Below are 16,331 nucleotides of genomic sequence, written 5' to 3' on the forward strand. Positions count from 1 at the left end.
TCGCTTGTAAATAGAAGAGCTGAGAAAGTGCGGGATTATCCCACACTTTCAGTCATTGATCATTATCGGCGTAGCCACTGCCATAAGCACTAAAGGGAAGCTCCAGCCCTAATTCTGGTATCTGCAAGCCTATCCAAGCCGGAAAGGTGTTGCTGTTGGGACCAGGCAAAACTTTGTATTGGTTCGCCCAGGGATAAGCACTCGATAGCTCTTTAATGCGTGGGATTATTTCGGCGGCTTGCGGACCCTTAACCGATAACAGCTTTTCAGGCTTAGCGCCGTACCAGTAACGGTCAGGGGTTTTGGTTTGATAAACCCGCAGAGCAGGGCGGCCATGTTCGACACCCCAGCCGACCACTTCATACACGGTATATTCAGCGGCTCCGGCCGGCTTCACCGCTAACCAAGTATGTACTGCAAACCAACCGCGCCACCCGAAGGCATCGGCGGCGTACGCCTCAATAACGGCCTCTTGCTCTACCGCTGGGTTGGGTGCAATGCCTGCTGGCTCACGCGACGCATCCCGCCAGTCGCCCGACGAGCAGCCAGCGACCAGCACAACCGAAAGGGCCAATAGAAACTGTGTTAGAAAACGCATCCTGAATGTAACCTCTACTCAAAATCGCTGGCGCTGTGGCGCTCGCGTAATTGTTCGCTTTCTTCGCCCCAAACTTTGTTCACACGACGACCACGTTTTACAGCCGGACGCTCGTTGATGCGCTTCGCCCAGGCCACCACGTTTTTGTACTCATGCGCTTGTAAAAATTCAGCAGCCTCGTAGACCTCGTTTAACACAAGCGCACCGTACCAGGGGAAAATTGCCATGTCGGCAATGGTGTAATCGTTGCCGGCAATATAGTCGTTGTCAGCCAGTTGCTTGTCGAGCACATCAAGCTGACGTTTTACTTCCATTGTGTAGCGATTGATGGGGTACTCCAGTTTTTCCGGTGCATAGGCATAAAAATGGCCAAAACCACCACCTAACATAGGTGCGCTGCCCATCTGCCAGAAGAGCCAGTTTAGGCACTCGGTACGCTTGGCAGGCTCGTTGGGTAAAAATTCTCCAAACTTTTCCGCTAAATAGAGCAGTATTGAGCCTGACTCGAATAGGCGGGTTGCTGGCGTTGTGGAATTGTCGAGCAGTGCCGGAATTTTAGAGTTTGGATTGATCTCTACAAAACCACTGCTGAACTGTTCGCCCTCAGTAATATCAATAATATAGGCGTCGTATTCGGCGGCGCTTATGCCTTTTTCCAACAGCTCTTCAAATAGGATAGTGACTTTTTGTCCGTTCGGCGTTGCCAGCGAATACAATTGCTGCGGATGCTCACCGACGGGTAACTCTTTGTCGTGGGTCGCACCGGCTTCCGGGCGATTAATATTGGCAAATTTTCCGCCGCTTTCCTGATCCCACTTCCACACTTTAGGTGGCTGATAGCCGTTTTCTGATGCTGTGTTTCCCATACTACCTCCAGAATAGTCGCTTAAGTGACCGCTTGGCGCTGTGCATAGCGGTTATCTTTATAGGCCCCGGAACGAAGCACGTCACGTATTTGCTCAACCGCATTCCAGACATCTTTATAGCTGTTATAAAGTGGGGCAAAGCCAAAGCGAATAAAGTGCGGAGCTCGGTAGTCCGCAATAACGCCTCTGTCTATTAACGCCTGACAAAGCTCGTAAGCAAAGTCGAACGAGTAACTCAATTGACTGCCACGCTCTTCAGCTGACGCAGGAGAAAGCCGTTGTAGCTGGTCACTTAAACCGTATTGATTGATTAAGTCGTCAAACAAGGTCGTTAATGCTACTGACTTTTTACGTACGGTTTGCAAATCTAGATTATCAAACAGCTCTAATGCAACGTCGATTGCGGACATTGAAATAATCGATGGCGTACCGGCAAGAAATTGTTTGATACCGCTGTCAGGTTGGTACGCCGGGTTAAATTCAAACGGGTTTTGATGACCAAACCACCCCGCGATGGGTTGTTGTAGCTTGCCTTTCAGCGCTTTATTGACGTACACGAAAGCCGGAGCGCCGGGGCCGCCGTTGAGGTATTTATAAGTGCAGCCAACGGCCATATCCACTTGACAGTCATCCAGGTAAACAGGCATAGCACCGGCGCTGTGTGCCAGGTCAACAATAATAAGAGCACCATGCTGATGAGCCCTTTCGGTTAACGACTTAATGTCCAGTCGCTTACCGCTGCGAAAGTTCACTTCGGTGACCATAATGACAGCGGTCGAGTCGTCAATACTGTTCAATAGCTGATCTTCCTGAATGTCGACGAACTGGCAGCGAGCTTCACCTAAAAGCCCTTGTAAACCTTGCGCTATATACAAGTCTGTCGGGAAGTTGTCATGGCTTGAAATGACTTTATTGCGGTGGGTTGTGCCGTTAAAGCTAAGCGCAGCACTTAACAGTTTGAATAAGTTCACAGAAATGGAGTCGCAGCATATAACCTGGCCTTCTGCCGCCCCGATAATGGGCGCAATCTTCTCGCCAACTTGTTGTGGCAAATTGACCCAGTCGTGTCGGTTCCAGCTGCTAATTAAATCGTTTCCCCATTGTTGTTCAGTCACTTCTCTGACTCTTTGTTTTACTCGTTTTGGCAGTGCACCGAGTGAGTTTCCGTCTAAATAAATGGTGTTTTCAGGAAGGTGAAACTCATCACGATATTTGGCCAACGGGTCATTGTTATCTAAGACTTCTACATCAGTTACATTCATGGTTTCAGTTCTTTGTTCAGCTGCTGAATAATGACTGTCCAGGCATCGGTTTTAGGGTGAATCATGTCGAAGTGGCCTGCTTCATCTATTATCAAGGTGTTTACGTTATCGTTATCTACGCCGAATACTTCCGCTTGGCTCATTGGTACTATGTTATCGGCAGAGCCCTGCAGTAACCAGGTATTATGATGCAGCGGCTGTTGTTTGGGGTCGGCTTCGGCGAATTTGAAGTCACTTTGTGCGGTATCGATAAGCGTCTTCGCTGCTTGGTTACAACTGCCATCTTCAGCTATGTAGGCCTGCATATCCGTTATTGCGGCTAAACCCATAACGGCATCAACTTGCTCAGCATATTGACGCTCATTTGATGTTGCCAGCAGCGCCAAATGCCCGCCTGCGGAATGACCCATCACCACCGTTGGCTTGCCGTTGGTCTGGCGAAGTATCTTCTCAATGGCGTTTGACACATCGTTGAGACTGGCAGGCCACTCTGCATTCTTTTCACCTAAGCGACGGTACTCGACGGACCAAAGGTTGAAACCTTCTTTCGTCAGGGCGGTGCTTAACGGATAACTGTGTCTAATGCCGTAGTCTTTAAGCCAACAGCCGGCGTGAATGAAAATGACATTGGCGGCTTTCATTGTGTTGTTTTTCGCTGGCCAGTACTGATAAAACTGCGACGGTTGTGAACCGTACTGATAGGTTTGAGTTGGGGGATCAGAAGGCAGCTCAAGTACGTCATTAAACGTGACTTGCCTTAACGGATCTGCGCAGACGCTGAAGGTTAAAGCCATAATTAAACAAGCGGTGAAAATGAGTCGTTTCATTTGGGTGTACCAGTACTGTCGTTGTGTAAGCTTTCAGGTGTTCAGGGAACCATACAAGCATAGAAAATTAAGGGCAACAAAATAGTTGATTGATTACTAAAGATATTTAGTTGAGGTAAAAACGTGAGCAAATTCTATACTGAGTAATGAGCGGTTCAGATGGTTCTGGAGGTTCTTATGCGTATTGGATTTGTTGGTCTCGGTGCTGCCGCACTTTTTCTCACTGGTTGTAGCAGTCAACCTGAAAACATGAGTCAGTCGCGCTATGAAGTTGATAGTGAGTATATGAGTAAAGTAGAACACCAAGCCCGAATGGGTCGTAATCACGTTACAGTGTATTGGATAAACCCACCGAGAAAAGAGAAAAGCTCCGAAGGCGAGGAAAAGTAAGTTCTGAATGAATACATAAGGCTGACTTTAACTAAAGCCAGCCTTGGCGGTTTTATTGTTCTAATTTACGCTCAACGTCGGCTTTTAACTCTTTTCGCAAACCCAGCATAAATACAACTTCGGTCACGACAAACAGGGGACCGACGGCTAAGCCCATAATGTCGTCAACAAAAGCCGGTTTGCGACCTTCGAAGTAATGGCCAATAAACTGGAATACCCAACCGACAACGAACAAGCCAATGGCCCAACTAAGCCAGAGTTCTGTTGGCATGGCGGCAAAATAGCGCCCGGCAGCTAGTGCAAGCCAAAGCAACGCGGTCATCAGCAGACCTAATGGAATATCCAGCCGGATATAAAAAATGATCGACAGAAAAACAGCGATGCTGGCCGGTGTAATAATCAAAAACTCCATGGGCAGCACTGGGCGCGAAAGCAGTGTTAAAATACCCACAACGATCATTGGAATGCCAATTAAATGCGTTGCCACATTCTTACGATTGCGGTGATAGGCGGCGTATTGTGACAAATGCTCGACGATGGTTTTCATAAGTGTTGTGCCATAGGGTGATTAAAAAAGATTCAAAGGGATTTTAAGATACGTCTGACCGTTACCTTCAGCGGGCGGCATGTTGCCTGCGCGCATGTTGACTTGTACCGAAGGTAAAATCAGTCGAGGCATATCTAGCGTCTTGTCGCGCTCAGTGCGCATTTTCACAAACTCGTCTTCAGTCGTGTTGCCGCCGACGTGCACGTTGTTGCGTTTTTCTTCACCCACAGTGGTTTCAAAAGCATAGTGTTCACGGTTCGGGGCTTTATAGTCGTGGCACAAAAATATCCGTGTGTCGTCCGCAAGTGAAAATATCTTTTGAATTGAGTGATACAAGGTTCTGGCATCGCCACCAGGGAAGTCGCAACGTGCCGTCCCGTAGTCCGGCATAAATAGCGTATCGCCGACAAAAGCGGCATCGCCAATGACATAGGTCAGGCAGGCCGGTGTATGGCCTGGAGTATGTAACACGTGGGCTTCAAGGTGACCAATAGAAAAGGTGTCACCGTCAGCAAATAGGCGGTCAAATTGACTGCCGTCTCGCGCAAACTCTGTCCCTGCATTAAAGGCCTTACCGAAGGTTTCCTGGACTGTTTTAATGTGCTCTCCAATGCCCAGCTTGGTGCCTGTTTTCTGTTGTAAATAAGGTGCTGCTGACAAATGGTCGGCATGAACGTGAGTTTCTAAAATCCACTCGACGGTAAGCTGCTTTTCTTTCACAAACGCAAGGATCGCCTCAGCAGATTCCGTTCTAGTACGTCCTGCCGCGTAGTCAAAGTCCAACACAGAGTCGATAATAGCGCAGTGCTTAGAGTCAGGGTCTTGCACGACGTAACTGTAGGTGTTTGTTGGCTCATCGAAGAAATGCTGAACGAGCGGAACTAGCTGTGACATAAAACAACCTTTTGTTTGAAAAAAATAAGCGATGGTTGTGGTTTGTTTATAACTGACTTAGTGCTCGGTGTGAAGTGCTAAGCCGTTAATTTTTATTGCTCAAAAGTTAACTAATAGTTAACCTTTAGCTGTTATTTTTATTTCATAATTAAATAGGGGAATTTAAGTGGCTTTTGATTACGGCTCCATAGACTTAGGGCTTAAAAACCCGTTTAAAACAGAGGGACTTGTCACCACCTTGCGTGGCGGTATACAGCTAGTCGCGGCTGTATTTTTGCTGGTATCGGCGGCGGGCTCAGTCAAAGAAGACGCGCTTACCGGTTGGGTTCTGGCTATATTCGGTGTACTGCTGCTGATTGCAGGTATAAAAGTTATCAGTGCCGGCATTATGGCCATGCTTCGTTACTTTGTGGGGCGTAACCACCCAACGTCCCTGGCTCGAAACTTTAGTAAGTCGGAGCGCAGTACCTCACAAGAAGAAATGCCTTATGTTGGCTATACCGATCGGGGCTTGGAAGAAATGCTTATGGGTCGTAAAAATGCGACCTTTGTGGAGCCGGAAGGACTGTTGGCGCGCATTGCCCATACATTTTTTCCTAAGCTTCTATTTATGCCATACCCCGTGCGTAATATGGCGCAGCGTTTGCTTGGCGCCTGGGTTCGTACTCTTATCGCCATGATAGCGTTCGGTTTTGCTGCGTTTGTATCTTTGGCAGGTTTCGCTGGAGAGGCTGGGGAGCTCGCCTTTCCTGTTTATACCGTATTGCTGACGCTTTATTTAATTCAAGTATGGCGCAAAGCGGGAACATCCATTTCCCGAAATGCAGAGCAGTCCATTGACTCAATGGGCGCAGGAGCTTTAGCGAAAACGGTTGTTTTCTCACTGTTACTGCCGGTTATTGTGGGGCTCGTATTTTCCTGGTGGATGTCTTCTGAAAGCGTGACAGCCTCAGAAGTAGAGGTTTGGTTTTCCGCGTTGCCTTCGTTTCATGCGGGGCTTTATCTAACAGGCATCGCATTGGGTGCATTAATATCTACTGCTATTTCAATTTTGCTACTTAAAAAGCGCCTTGCAAAAGCCAACCCGGTATCAGAAGTATCAGAGCTTCGTGAAAACTGGCAGGAGTCAGTGCATCCGAAAGAAATATTTATCAATCTCGACAATCTGGTCATGGCGAATCGCCGTTACAAAGAAGTGCCTAACCGCGTATATCGTGAGTTAAACCCTAGCTTGCAAGAGCAAGTAGACGGTAAGGGTGCATTTAATGGTGAGATGATCCAGGAAATACAGCCAAAAGTGAAAGACATGGAATTGGGTGGATCGTTTGGTCAGTTCCGTTTTATAAGTCTGTTGCTGGGCAATTTGCTGTTTGTTGGCGGTATTATTGCAACCTTTCTCTTGGCTTATGAAGTGGCAGAAGTTGCTGCCTTCTTACGAGGCATTGACTACCAAGTGAATACATCTGCTGAGCTTTTAGCATTTGCGACTGTGGCGGTTGGCGCCATTCATGTCTTTTTAATTGGTTATTTGTTGAAGGCGTTTGCCCACTTGCTGGCGAATGTAGCACATTTATTCTTCGCCGAGATCCAGTTTGAGTCGTTACTTATTTATTTTAAATGTGAAGGTACATTCACCGAGTCTAAAATATCAACCGGAACCGGTATTCACGACAGCACACGCTCTGAAAATACGCTGGTTAGAAGCAGTATTACCCCTTGGGTTATTGTTTCCAGATTAGTAACGACGACCTTTGCTGCTACCGGTATGAGAAATCTGGAGCACCCGCGGCATATTCTGGAAATGCACAGAGCCGATGCGGAGCTCGAGAGTATACGAAGCGATGTGATAGACTTTTTGAAAGACAGAGAGTCAATAGCGTCGCTGACCAGCAAGCGTGATTTGGGTAATGCCTCGCAAATTCATCAGCTTAATGAGCAGACTCGTGCGATTCCGGGCTCTCAAGAACGTTTAGATGAGAAGCAGCAAACGTCTGATGAGGAAGCCGCCGGTTACCTCCGGCAGGAAGAAGACTTAAATAACGACAAGCCGTAACGGGAGAAGTATGTCGCAAAATACCATAGCCGAAAACAAAAAACGTCAGGACTTAAGTGGCCACAGTGAGGTTTGGCTTTTCGGCTATGGGTCGTTGATTTACAAAGTCGACTTTCCATACTTAGAGCGTGCGCCGGCTTATATTGAAGGCTGGTCACGACGCTTTTGGCAGGGTTCTCATGATCATCGAGGTACGCCGGAAGCACCGGGGCGCGTGTTGACTTTAATTGAGACTCCGGGAGAGAAATGTACAGGGATGGCCTACAAAGTAACGCCGGATGTGTTTGAGCACTTAGATCACCGCGAGAAGAACGGCTATTTGCGTTTTACGACACCCATGACCTTTCGAGACGGCAGTCAGCAGGAAGGGTTGGTTTATATTGCGACCGAAGACAATCAGGCATTCTTGGGTCCCGCCAGCAGTGAAGAGTTGGCTAAGCATATAGGTAGCGCCTCAGGACCCAGTGGACCAAACAGTGAGTACTTAGTGAAACTGCAGCTGGCGCTTGAACAGCTAAATGTCCACGACCCGCATGTTTACGACATTTATCAACAAATTTGCCATCAAAAGCCGCAGGATATTATTTAATTCGCTCCCATGGAAGCGCTTTTTTGGGAACTGGTGGTGTCAAAACAGAGCCTTGCAGCTCTTCACAGCCTATGTGTTTCAACAGCAATAATTGTTGTTTACTGTTGACGCCTGTCGCAATGGTTCGAAGGCCTTTAGCATGAGCTATTTTGACAATAGAAGCGAGCTGGCGTTTAGCGTCGCTGTTTGATCCGGCTGAGTGTATCAATTCGTCGGATAGTTTTATGGCATCCACCGGCAGTTTAAAGAGCGATTGAATGGTGGAGAATCCCTCGCCAAAATGGTCCGCGATAATATTACAGCCAATATTATGCAGCTTTTCTAAATAAGTTCGTGTTTTAGGGGGAAGGTTCATTAATGCCGAGTCCAGAACTTCTACGCAAATACGAGTGGGCGGGTAATCCGTTGTTTGTATTTTATTCGCCAGTGCGTATAAAACATTGGGCTCCACGTCTTCGCCCAGAGAAATATCGATAGAGACCTTAGGTTGCCGTTGCTGCTGAGCAAATTGACTTAAGTCCGCAAAACACGACTCAATCATCCACATTAAATAATCTTTAGTTAACTGGTTTTCTTTAATCATTGAGGCAAACTCGCTAAAAATAATGTCGCCTCTGGTTGGATGGAGCCATCGACTCGATACCTCTAACGTCTCAAAATGCCCGGTGACGGTGCTTAATCGTGGCTGATAAAGTAACGATATTTCATTATTGATCAGGGCATCTTTAAACTGCTTTGAAAAACTTGACTGTTGTTGAGCTGGTTCGCTTTCATCAAAAAATGACAGGATATCGCCGGTGTCTTTTACCCGATAGGCGCGGTCGCGTGAACGCTTGAGTACCTCTTGAGAACTTTCTGTTAATTGTCGCTTATTCACCCGCAGAATACTGGCGCTGGGAGCGAGTTGGTAGGACGTACCATCTTCCGCCTGAACTTCTTTTTGCAGATACTCTTTCAGGTTATCCTGAACGTTGTGGTTTTCTTTTTCTGCAGCATGCTGCACGCCGATAAGTTCATTGTCGGAAGCTTGTCCAAAGTGAACCTGATTACCTAACAATTCACTCAATTGCTTGGCCATCAACTTGACCAGCCTGTGAGCTTTCTCGGTGCCTATTTTTTGTTGAATGTCGTCGAAGTTTTTTAGGCGAATGTCAATAATATCAAACAGGGATTCATCACTTAAACGGGGGTTTTTAGACAAGCTTTTAAAATATCCTAGCAATGCTTTGATATTCGGCAGTCCCGTTTCTTGATGGCGGAACTTAGCGTGTTGTTCTCGGCGGAGAGTGGTTTTTAATGTGCTTGAGACCAAACCGGTGATAACCGGAACAAAGGTGCAACTCATCAGCAAAAAGACCCACCCAGTTGACACTAAGTTATCGCTGATGAATGGAGAGGAAAGGGCAAAAGGCCCCATGACTATCGCGACAATGGCCCCAAACAACAGCCCCACTCTAAAACCGAATAATAAACCGACGATAGCCAGCGGAATATAAATGAGTGAACTATAAATACTAGGTAACCCACCAGAGCTGATAACCAACCGTACTATCGTAGCGCTTAAAACCAGTAAAACGAAGCTAACGATAAAAACGCTTTCCGTTTGCATTCGTAATGCCTTAATCAGTACCGTCTGAAAAAATCGGCTTACTTTTGAAAAGGTTACCATTATTCCTACTTATAATATCGTGTTATGTTAATCGGTTATTATCTCGCATTAGAGTGTGTTTAATGTTATCTACTGTCAAGTAGAGCTATTTTAGTCCCGATGGAGGGTATCGTGAGAGAGTCACTGGAAAGACGCTCATTTGTGCTAGCGCTGGCATTGGTAAGTGTTGCGTTCGCGCTAGTGTTGCAGCCGTTTTGGGGCGCCATCTTTTGGGCCTGCGCGGTCGCTGTTATTTTTTTCCCGTTGCAGGAAAAGCTCAAAAGTGTGTTTGGCGACAAGCCGAACCGGGCGGCGTTAAGCACATTAATGGTCGCCTTGTTCATTGTTGTGTTGCCGGTTTTAGGCATTGCCTATTCATTTGTGCAGGAAGGCTTAAGTTTTTACCAAAAGTTAGACTCCGGTAAGGTCAACCCGGGTGAGTTTTTCGAGGAAATAAGAACGGCGTTTCCGTTTATTAATGACCTGCTTGCTCAGTTTGATATTACGCCAGCCGACGTTAGAGAGCGCCTGTCATCATTTGCTGTGACGGCAAGCCGAATGTTGGCGGAGCAAGCACTCAGCATTGGGCAAAACACCTTCGCTTTTATTATGAGCGTCGCACTAATGCTGTATTTGACCTTCTTTTTGCTTCGCGACGGTAAGCAAATTTTGCAAGTGTTAATGAAGGCGTTACCACTGGGTGACGAGCGTGAGCGGAAGCTCTTTCAAAAGTTCGCGGAGGTCACCCGAGCCACCGTAAAAGGCAATATTGTTGTCGCTATGGTTCAGGGCGCATTAGGTGGGCTGATATTCTGGCTGCTTGGTATTCCCGGCCCTATTTTATGGGGCGTAGTGATGGCGTTCTTGTCATTAATACCGGCGGTAGGCGCGAGTTTGGTTTGGTTGCCGGTGTCGGTTTACTTGTTTGCAACCGGAAGCTGGATTGCGGGCGCTATTTTGGTGGCGTACGGTGCAATTGTTATTGGGTTGGCGGACAACGTGCTGCGCCCTCTGTTGGTTGGTCGTGACACTAAGTTACCCGACTATTTGGTCCTGTTCTCAACGCTGGGCGGCATTGCGCTGTTCGGTATCACCGGCTTTGTGCTGGGACCACTTATTGCTGCGCTATTCCTGGTGTTTTGGCAGCTGTTTATGACTGAGTTTAATACCACCGATGTCTATGAAGACGATAAGCCGCAGCGTTAAAGCTGCGGTCTTAAATAACCGTCGAGCTGACCTTTAGGCGACAGTACCCACTGCCAAAGCTGAATGTCGCGGGCGCGAAAAGCGCCTGCACAGGAAAGCAGATAATATTTCCACATACGATAAAACTCGTCGTCAAACTGTGCTTTCAGTTGAGGCCATGAGGCATCGAAGTTCTCAAACCAGGCCATAAGGGTTTTGTCATAATAAGCGCCAAAATTATGAAGATCTTCGCAGACAAACTTTTGTTCCAACGCTTGCCCAATTTGAGAAATAGACGGAATTTCTCCATTGGGAAAAATGTACTTACTAATCCATGGGTCGGCGGCGGTATCGCTGACATTTTTGCCAATGGTATGTAGTAGGAAAAGGCCGTCCGGTTTGGTGCAGCGCAGAGCGACGTCCATATAGTCGTCGTAGTTTTTCTGGCCAACGTGTTCAAACATACCCAGGCTAATCACCCGGTCAAATTGCTCGTTTAAGTCACGATAGTCCTGTAAACGGAACTCGACAGGTAGTCCTTCACAGCGTTTCTCGCCCAGTGCGACTTGCTCTTTGGATATAGTCACGCCAACGCATTTTACGCCGTAATTTTCGGCGGCGTACTTCATAAAGCTGCCCCAACCACAGCCTATGTCTAGCACCGTCATGCCAGGCTTAAGCCCAAGCTTTTGACAGCAAAGCTCTAGCTTGTGACGTTGGGCATCGTCGACATTGTCGGCTTTTTCCCAATAACCGCAGGTGTAGACCATATTCTCATCAAGCATTGCCTGATACAGATCGTTGCCCATGTCATAGTGGTGCTGGCCCACTTTCCATGCGCGTGATTTGTCCTGCAAATTAAACAAACGACTTTTTAGTGAGTGAAAAATAAGGCGAGCCGGGTTTACTTCGTCCTGAATGCCGGAACGCAGTAGTTTAAAAAAGAACTGATCAAGAGACTCGGCGTCCCACAGGCGAGCCATGTAAGACTCGCCGAGTCCTAGGTTCCCACGAGACAAAGCCTCATCAAAAACAGACTCGTCATGAACTTGCATATCCCAGGCCCGGTTTCCGTTAATGCGAATATCGGCCTTGGCTAATAATTCCTCAACATACGCTTTGGACGTTGCCATAACATTTGGTCCATTCTTTACAGAAATGTCGCATTAACTTAACAGGAAGCTATAACCCTGACAATGACTACTCATTGTCCTTCGGGAGAGCGAATAAATTCCGGGTAAGCCTCTACACCGCAGTCAACTTTGTCGAGCCCGGCATATTCCTCCTCTTTCGTCACCCTGATACCCAGAGTCACTTTCAGTAAGCCCCAAACTAAGAGACTGGTCAGAAAACCCCAGGCGAGAATGATCGATAGACCGATAAACTGTGTCAGGAATACGGCACTTGAATCACTCAGCGGCACCACAAGCGTACCGAATATACCGATAACGCCATGAACAGATATCGCCCCAACGGGATCATCAATGTGCAGTTTATCTAAGACGATAATGGACAGAACAACGATAATGCCGGCGACGAGACCAATCGTTGCCGCTAACCAACTCGGCGGTGTTACTGGCTGCGCCGTAATGGCGACCAACCCAGCCAGTGCGCCGTTTAAAATCATGGTCAGGTCAGCTTTTTTAAAAAATACTTTGGTAAACGCGTAGGCTGCGACGGTTCCGCCGGCAGCGGATAGGTTGGTGTTGACGAAAGCTGAGGCAATAGCGTTGGCGTCATCGGCCGAACTTAACGCTAACTGGGAACCTCCATTAAAGCCAAACCAGCCGAACCATAAAATCAACGTACCTAACGTGGCTAAAGGCATATTCGCGCCAGGTATCGCCATGACCGCGCCGCTTCGAGAGTATTTGCCAAGTCTCGGGCCAAGCAGCAGAACCGCAGCAAAAGCGGCAGATGCGCCGGTTAAGTGGACAATACTTGATCCCGCAAAGTCGACAAAACCAAGCTCTGCTAGGAAACCGCCACCCCAACTCCAGGCGCCCTGTACAGGGTATATTAGAGCGCTTAATGCAATACAAAAAATTAAGAAGCTATTGAGTTTCATACGCTCTGCTACAACGCCTGAAACAATAGACATTGCAGTGGCAACAAACACCATTTGAAAAAAGAAACCGGCATCGGCTGAATGGGCAGTAGGCGCTGCATCCGGGTACATGACCGAGTAACCAATAAATAGGTAACTAAGGCAGGCTAATGCATACAAGGTGATGTTTTTGGTGAGTATTTCTGTCGTGTTTTTCGCTCTTACCAGGCCGGCTTCGAGCATTGAAAAGCCGGCTGCCATCCACATAACCAAGGCACCGGAGATGAGCAAAAAGAAGGTATCTAAAACAAAGGGAAGCTGAGCCAGTTGCTGCTGATAATCCATAATAGGTTCCTCTTATAAAGCGTGTTCGTCAGTTTCACCCGTTCGGATGCGTATACATTGCTCCAGCGGTGTGACAAAAATTTTCCCGTCACCAATAGTTCCGGTCTGGGCGGCGGCTTGAATCACTTCTAATGCACGATCGAGCTGGGCTTCGCTGACCGCAATTTCGATACGAATTTTAGGCAGGAAATCAACGGTGTATTCGGCACCGCGGTAAAGTTCGGTATGCCCCTTTTGGCGACCGACGCCTCTGACTTCAGACACGGTCAACCCTCGGCATCCTATTTCGAATAGGGACTCTTTAACGTCGTCTAGTTTATAAGGCTTAATGAGTGCAATGATCATTTTCATGAGCTTTACCTTGTTAAATAAATGTTGTTACCTCCTATTCACGAACCATGCCAAAAGTTAAGTTGTTGATAATGTTAAATAATTTTATTTTTATGATCGTTTCCGACCGGGAATGTGCACTATGCCAGTGCACTGCACCAAAAAGTTCTGTTGATGCAGTGCGCTCAGAAGAGATACTATTTACCAACACTATTGAATGATTACAGGGTTTAGCCATGCTGGTAGGTGAACGTCAAAGTGACTTAATTGGACAGACCGATCTGTTGCGTATTCCGTCGTTATCCGACTTGACCGGTTGCGATATATTCGTGAAATGCGAATTTCAAAACCCGGGTGGTTCGATTAAGGATCGCGCAGCTAAGCAACTTATCGAAGATGCCATGGAGCGGGGCGAACTCAAGCCTGGTATGACGGTGGTTGAGGGAACTGCGGGAAATACTGGCATTGGCCTGGCGGTGGTTGCCAAAGCATACGGCTTAAATATGCTGGCGGTGATGCCGAATGACCAGACGCCGGAAAAAGAGCGAATGATTCGCTTGCACGGTGGTGAGTTGATGGCGGTTGACCCTGTTCCGTTTAAAAATGAAAACCACTTTTACCACACCGCTCGTCGATTAGCCGAAGAGCGTGATGACTGTTGGTGGGCGAATCAGTTTGAGAACACCAGTAATGCAAGAGCGCACTACTTGCATACCGCGCCTGAAATTTGGGAACAAATGAACGGCAATATCGACGTTTTTGTATCGGTTGCGGGTACCGGCGGAACCATTGGTGGCAACTCCAAATTTTTCAAAGAGCATGACTCAACCATTGACGTGTGGCTAGCAGACCCTGACGGCTCGGGCATTTATGAGTTTTTGAAAACCGGCGAGTATGTGTCACACGGCGGGTCGATGACCGAAGGTATTGGTATTATGCGTTTGGTTGAAAACTTTAAGCAGGCCAAAATAGATCATGCGGTCAACTTACCGGACCAGGATTTAGTGACTATTTCCCGTTATGTGCGGGACAAAGACGGTATTGTGCTCGGCAGCAGCTCTGCGTTGAACGTGGCGGCCGCTCTGGCGGCGGCGCTTAGAAAAGGAGCGGGGCAGCGCATTGTCACCTTCGCTTGTGACTTAGGAGAGCGATCGGCCAGTAAGCTTTATAACCCTGAATACTTGCGTGGTCGGGAATTAAACCCGGAACCTGAAGCAATAGAAACACTGTTTGAGCGTTACCGCTCGCTGGGAGATAAGGTGTTAGATGTGAGTTGGAACAATGACTAAAAATATCGCTCTAGCGGCAGCACTGTTCAGTGTCGTGATACTGCCGTTAAAGGCAGAGGAAATACCGCAAGAAGGTTCATTGTCGAACCTTAAAGTTCCACAGTTTCTCGACATAGCGCACCGGGGGGCGTCAGGATATGTGCCTGAGCATTCGCAAGCCAGTACAGTGATGGCTCATGCAATGGGTGCAGATTATATCGAACAAGACATACAATTGACCCGAGACAGTGTTCCCGTCGTTTTGCATGACGAAGTGTTGGATTATATTACCGATGTCTCTCAAGTCTTTCCGGAAAAACACCGACCGGACGGACATTACTATGTGGTGGATTTTTCGCTTGAAGAATTAAAGCAGTTGTCAATAACGCCTCGTCATAAAGACTATGAACTGGTTTACCCGAACCGCTTCTCTAATAACGATGTTCGCTTTCCGGTTCAAACGTTAGACGAGCAATTGAAACTCATTCATGAACTGAACCGTACACGCGGCAAGAGTACCGGCGTCTATGTTGAAATAAAATCGCCACGCTGGTATCTACAACAGGGGTACGACTCAACAGCCGCCGTTATGTCAGTATTGGCACAAAACGGTTATCACGACACCATGGCGACGCCCATCTATTTACAGTCGTTTGATCCGGAAGTGCTACGCCGTTTGAAACGAGAATATAACTGGGAGCAACCGCTCATACAGCTTATTGGCGATAACGAATGGGGCATGAGTGATGTCGATTATAGCTCGATGCGCACCAGTGCCGGTCTGGAAGCGGTGAAATCTTATGCCGAAGGAATTGGTCTTTGGTTGAATCATGTGCTGGAAGGCGTTAACCAAGGACAACCAGAAGGACAGCCAAAGTGGTCGTCGGTTTTAGATACTGCGGATAATAAAGGCCTGGACGTGCACGTGTATACGTTGCGCGCGGACGACTTACCTGAGGGGGTCGAGTCTCACTCACAATTACGTCAATGGCTAAAAACGGCGGGTGCAGAAGGCGTTTTTACGGACTTCCCGGATCAAAAGTAAAACGCATTTTTAAGCCATCGGAGCCATCGTCGTAATAGCTCGCAAGCACATCAACCGTTTCAAAGCCGCAATCCTGATACCAGGCAATAGCGGCTTTATTGTCAGACTTGACCTCCAGTGAAACGGCTTTCGCTTTGGTTTTTCGTGCGCACGCAATCAACTCATTCATGAGCTTTTGACCAATGCCTTTGCCTCGTGCGTTGGGTGCAACAGCAATGGAGTAAAGCCGCCAAACCGGGCTATTCTTACGCGTAAGTACTAATGCATACCCGAGCAGTTTTTCACCATCCCGCACCACCCAACAGTGAGCCGTTGCTGAGTCAATTAAATGCTTAAAGCTGCGGCGACTGATGCAGCTGTAGTCAAAAGTCGCGCGCTCCAACCGAACTAATTCATCGAGGTCTGAAGGCTTAGCCAACTCAACGTATACATTCACT

General features: G+C 47.6%; 17 protein-coding genes. 6 read left to right on the forward strand and 11 right to left on the reverse strand.

Going from position 1 to position 16,331, the window contains the following annotated elements:
- Positions 1-52: 52 nt before the first annotated feature.
- Genes CWC33_RS07770 through CWC33_RS07785 form a run of 4 tightly spaced genes read right to left on the reverse strand, consistent with a single transcriptional unit; the run spans position 53 to position 3,553 of the window.
- Positions 53-598 carry a DUF3750 domain-containing protein gene (locus CWC33_RS07770; RefSeq protein ID WP_100691472.1) on the reverse strand — a complete coding sequence of 182 codons (546 nt, stop codon included), beginning with the start codon at positions 596-598 and terminating at the stop codon, positions 53-55.
- Between the two features lie 14 nt (positions 599-612).
- Complete coding sequence (gene yghU, locus CWC33_RS07775; RefSeq protein ID WP_100691473.1) at positions 613-1,464, reverse strand: glutathione-dependent disulfide-bond oxidoreductase; 852 nt, start codon at positions 1,462-1,464, stop codon at positions 613-615.
- Between the two features lie 20 nt (positions 1,465-1,484).
- Positions 1,485-2,726: a kynureninase gene (kynU, locus tag CWC33_RS07780; protein ID WP_100691474.1), complete on the reverse strand. Its 1,242-nt coding sequence runs from the start codon at positions 2,724-2,726 to the stop codon at positions 1,485-1,487.
- Complete coding sequence (locus CWC33_RS07785) at positions 2,723-3,553, reverse strand: alpha/beta hydrolase (RefSeq protein WP_100691475.1); 831 nt, start codon at positions 3,551-3,553, stop codon at positions 2,723-2,725. The genes kynU and CWC33_RS07785 overlap by 4 nt, the downstream gene beginning before the upstream one ends.
- 177 nt (positions 3,554-3,730) lie before the next feature.
- Between CWC33_RS07785 and CWC33_RS07790 the strand changes: the two genes are divergently transcribed.
- Complete coding sequence (locus CWC33_RS07790) at positions 3,731-3,943, forward strand: hypothetical protein (protein WP_157803485.1); 213 nt, start codon at positions 3,731-3,733, stop codon at positions 3,941-3,943.
- Positions 3,944-3,995: 52 nt separating this feature from the next.
- Here CWC33_RS07790 and CWC33_RS07795 read toward each other — a convergent pair whose 3' ends face one another.
- Both CWC33_RS07795 and CWC33_RS07800 read right to left on the reverse strand, forming a co-directional pair.
- Positions 3,996-4,490 (reverse strand): Mpo1 family 2-hydroxy fatty acid dioxygenase, encoded by a 495-nt coding sequence (locus CWC33_RS07795; protein WP_100691477.1) that lies wholly within the window; start codon positions 4,488-4,490, stop codon positions 3,996-3,998.
- 21 nt (positions 4,491-4,511) lie between these two features.
- The gene (locus CWC33_RS07800; RefSeq protein ID WP_100691478.1) at positions 4,512-5,384 is read right to left on the reverse strand and encodes an MBL fold metallo-hydrolase; all 873 of its coding nucleotides are present in this window, start codon (positions 5,382-5,384) and stop codon (positions 4,512-4,514) included.
- A gap of 166 nt (positions 5,385-5,550) precedes the next feature.
- On the opposite strand from CWC33_RS07800, the gene CWC33_RS07805 reads away from it, so the two are divergent.
- Entirely contained in the window at positions 5,551-7,437 is a 1,887-nt protein-coding gene (locus CWC33_RS07805; protein WP_100691479.1) for a hypothetical protein, read from the forward strand.
- Between the two features lie 10 nt (positions 7,438-7,447).
- Positions 7,448-8,026, forward strand: coding sequence for a gamma-glutamylcyclotransferase (locus CWC33_RS07810; RefSeq protein WP_100691480.1), 579 nt, complete (start codon positions 7,448-7,450; stop codon positions 8,024-8,026).
- Here CWC33_RS07810 and CWC33_RS07815 read toward each other — a convergent pair.
- A complete protein-coding gene (locus CWC33_RS07815; protein WP_198511815.1) occupies positions 8,019-9,635 on the reverse strand; it encodes an EAL domain-containing protein in 1,617 nt (538 codons plus the stop codon). The genes CWC33_RS07810 and CWC33_RS07815 overlap by 8 nt on opposite strands.
- A 171-nt stretch (positions 9,636-9,806) precedes the next feature.
- On the opposite strand from CWC33_RS07815, the gene CWC33_RS07820 reads away from it, so the two are divergent.
- Positions 9,807-10,880: an AI-2E family transporter gene (locus tag CWC33_RS07820; protein ID WP_100691482.1), complete on the forward strand. Its 1,074-nt coding sequence runs from the start codon at positions 9,807-9,809 to the stop codon at positions 10,878-10,880.
- On the opposite strand, the gene cfa is transcribed toward CWC33_RS07820, so the two are convergent.
- From cfa to CWC33_RS07835, 3 genes are all read right to left on the reverse strand, one after another.
- The gene (cfa, locus tag CWC33_RS07825) at positions 10,877-11,992 is read right to left on the reverse strand and encodes a cyclopropane fatty acyl phospholipid synthase (protein WP_100691483.1); all 1,116 of its coding nucleotides are present in this window, start codon (positions 11,990-11,992) and stop codon (positions 10,877-10,879) included. The two genes, CWC33_RS07820 and cfa, sit on opposite strands and share 4 nt — an antisense overlap.
- A gap of 71 nt (positions 11,993-12,063) precedes the next feature.
- Positions 12,064-13,251 (reverse strand): ammonium transporter, encoded by a 1,188-nt coding sequence (locus tag CWC33_RS07830; protein WP_100691484.1) that lies wholly within the window; start codon positions 13,249-13,251, stop codon positions 12,064-12,066.
- 12 nt (positions 13,252-13,263) lie between these two features.
- The gene (locus tag CWC33_RS07835) at positions 13,264-13,602 is read right to left on the reverse strand and encodes a P-II family nitrogen regulator (RefSeq protein WP_088767495.1); all 339 of its coding nucleotides are present in this window, start codon (positions 13,600-13,602) and stop codon (positions 13,264-13,266) included.
- Positions 13,603-13,817: 215 nt separating this feature from the next.
- Here CWC33_RS07835 and CWC33_RS07840 point away from each other — a divergent pair, with 215 nt between their 5' ends.
- Both CWC33_RS07840 and glpQ read left to right on the forward strand, forming a co-directional pair.
- Complete coding sequence (locus CWC33_RS07840) at positions 13,818-14,870, forward strand: cysteine synthase A (RefSeq protein ID WP_100691485.1); 1,053 nt, start codon at positions 13,818-13,820, stop codon at positions 14,868-14,870.
- Positions 14,863-15,894 (forward strand): glycerophosphodiester phosphodiesterase, encoded by a 1,032-nt coding sequence (glpQ, locus tag CWC33_RS07845; protein WP_100691486.1) that lies wholly within the window; start codon positions 14,863-14,865, stop codon positions 15,892-15,894. The genes CWC33_RS07840 and glpQ overlap by 8 nt, the downstream gene beginning before the upstream one ends.
- On the opposite strand, the gene CWC33_RS07850 is transcribed toward glpQ, so the two are convergent.
- On the reverse strand, positions 15,869-16,330 hold the full coding sequence (locus CWC33_RS07850) for a GNAT family N-acetyltransferase (RefSeq protein WP_100691487.1): 462 nt from the start codon (positions 16,328-16,330) through the stop codon (positions 15,869-15,871). The two genes, glpQ and CWC33_RS07850, sit on opposite strands and share 26 nt — an antisense overlap.
- Position 16,331 lies beyond the last annotated feature (1 nt).

The organism is Idiomarina sp. X4 (assembly GCF_002808045.1).
GTDB lineage: Bacteria > Pseudomonadota > Gammaproteobacteria > Enterobacterales > Alteromonadaceae > Idiomarina.

Coding starts and splice junctions, on each gene's coding strand:
- CWC33_RS07785 (WP_100691475.1), bottom strand. CDS start 3,553: ATGAAACGACTCATTTTCACCGCTTGTTTAATTATGGCTTTAACCTTC.
- CWC33_RS07830 (WP_100691484.1), bottom strand. CDS start 13,251: ATGGATTATCAGCAGCAACTGGCTCAGCTTCCCTTTGTTTTAGATACC.
- glpQ (WP_100691486.1), top strand. CDS start 14,863: ATGACTAAAAATATCGCTCTAGCGGCAGCACTGTTCAGTGTCGTGATA.
- CWC33_RS07835 (WP_088767495.1), bottom strand. CDS start 13,602: ATGAAAATGATCATTGCACTCATTAAGCCTTATAAACTAGACGACGTT.
- kynU (WP_100691474.1), bottom strand. CDS start 2,726: ATGAATGTAACTGATGTAGAAGTCTTAGATAACAATGACCCGTTGGCC.
- CWC33_RS07800 (WP_100691478.1), bottom strand. CDS start 5,384: ATGTCACAGCTAGTTCCGCTCGTTCAGCATTTCTTCGATGAGCCAACA.
- CWC33_RS07790 (WP_157803485.1), top strand. CDS start 3,731: ATGCGTATTGGATTTGTTGGTCTCGGTGCTGCCGCACTTTTTCTCACT.
- CWC33_RS07815 (WP_198511815.1), bottom strand. CDS start 9,635: ATGCAAACGGAAAGCGTTTTTATCGTTAGCTTCGTTTTACTGGTTTTA.
- CWC33_RS07795 (WP_100691477.1), bottom strand. CDS start 4,490: ATGAAAACCATCGTCGAGCATTTGTCACAATACGCCGCCTATCACCGC.
- CWC33_RS07840 (WP_100691485.1), top strand. CDS start 13,818: ATGCTGGTAGGTGAACGTCAAAGTGACTTAATTGGACAGACCGATCTG.
- cfa (WP_100691483.1), bottom strand. CDS start 11,992: ATGGCAACGTCCAAAGCGTATGTTGAGGAATTATTAGCCAAGGCCGAT.
- CWC33_RS07810 (WP_100691480.1), top strand. CDS start 7,448: ATGTCGCAAAATACCATAGCCGAAAACAAAAAACGTCAGGACTTAAGT.
- yghU (WP_100691473.1), bottom strand. CDS start 1,464: ATGGGAAACACAGCATCAGAAAACGGCTATCAGCCACCTAAAGTGTGG.
- CWC33_RS07770 (WP_100691472.1), bottom strand. CDS start 598: ATGCGTTTTCTAACACAGTTTCTATTGGCCCTTTCGGTTGTGCTGGTC.